At 66.6% G+C, this 1,318-nt stretch carries 1 protein-coding gene and 1 pseudogene; one reads left to right on the forward strand and one right to left on the reverse strand.

Annotation, left to right across the window (positions count from 1 at the left end):
- Positions 1–387, forward strand: a 387-nt coding sequence (locus ACZ3X1_RS37310) for a hypothetical protein (RefSeq protein ID WP_467284021.1), incomplete at its 5' end; no start/stop codon positions are given.
- A 3-nt stretch (positions 388–390) separates the two neighbouring features.
- Here the strand turns inward: ACZ3X1_RS37310 and ACZ3X1_RS37315 are convergent.
- A pseudogene (locus tag ACZ3X1_RS37315) lies at positions 391–1,283 on the reverse strand (IS5 family transposase).
- Between the last annotated feature and the right edge of the window lie 35 nt (positions 1,284–1,318).

Consider the following 1,318-nt stretch of genomic DNA (forward strand, 5'->3'; position numbering starts at 1 on the left):
TGGCGGAGGCGCTGTTTGAGCAGCCTCGATGCAACCGTGTTCGAGAGGTGTGCTGAGATGGGGCCCTTCGATCAGGGAGGGAATATGGACATCGGTCAGCACGAAGGCTGTGGCCCGGTGCAGGGTCTCTCCCCTGATGATCACGTGTTCGTTTCCAAGCGCGTGTTCCGCGGACAGCCGGTTATGCGTGTGCACCTCGATGAGGACGGAGACTGGCAGGCGTTCTCGGGTTCAGAACCACGCTGGTTCGGACGCCCTAGGCTGGTTCACGCAGCTCACCTGCTGGAGCGTGATCCGTCGTTGTCCAGCCTGCCGGCGCTGCCGCTGGGACACCTCGCGACCCGCGATGAGGCTTCTGGAACAGCCTGGCAGGTCTTCCAGGGGTGACGATCAGGAACGGAGCCAAAGCCGGACCGCAGCGGCGGTGACGGTGCCGTGAAAGACGTAGGCCCTCTTGTCGTAGCGGGTGGCGACGGCCCGGGAGTTCTTGAGCCGGTTGATCGTTCGCTCGACTTCGTTGCGGCGTTTGTAGATCTCGCTGTCGAAGCGGGTGGGCCGGCCGCCCTTGCTGCCGCGGCGTTTGCGGTTGGCCCGCTGGTCCTTCGGCTCGGGGATGGGGTGCTTGATCTGGCGTCTTCGCAGGTAGCGGCGGTTGCGGCGTGAGCTGTATGCCTGAGCTGTATGCCTTGTCACCGCCGAGGTGGTCCGGTCGGGTGCGTGGCCGTCCGCCCTGCGGGCGTGGAACGCGGATGCGTTCGAGGACCTCGATCATCTGCGGTGCGTCGCCCCACTGGCCCGGCGTGACCAGGAAGGCCAGCGGGCGGCAGCCGCCTTCGCCGGCGAGGTGGACTTTGCGGGTCAGGCCGCCCCGGGACCGTCCGAGTCCTTCGTCGGGGCGGTGGTGCCGGGGCGTTGTCCTTTTTTCGGGACGCGTGGCTTCTTCTTGTGGGCTCCTGCCGCGTGCTGGTGGGCACGGCAGGACGTCGAGTCGACGCTGACCATGCTCCAGTCGATCCGGCCCGCGAGGTCGGCGTCGGCCTGGACAGCATGCAGGATCCGGTCCCACGTGCCGTCCGCCGACGAGCGCCGGTGCCGTTCATAGACGGTCTTCCAACTGCCGTAACGCTCGGGAAGGTCCCGCCACGGTATGCCCCTTCGCACTCGGAACAGGATCCCGTTGATCACCTTACGGTGATCGTTCCATCGGCCGCCACGCCGTCCAGACACCGGCAAGTGCGGCTCCAGCCGGGCCCCTCGGTACTCGTCAGATCACCCCGCCCCACGCCGACAACAACGAGCGACAATCCGACAGTCACAT

It is taken from the genome of Streptomyces sp. NPDC023541 (assembly GCF_055559995.1).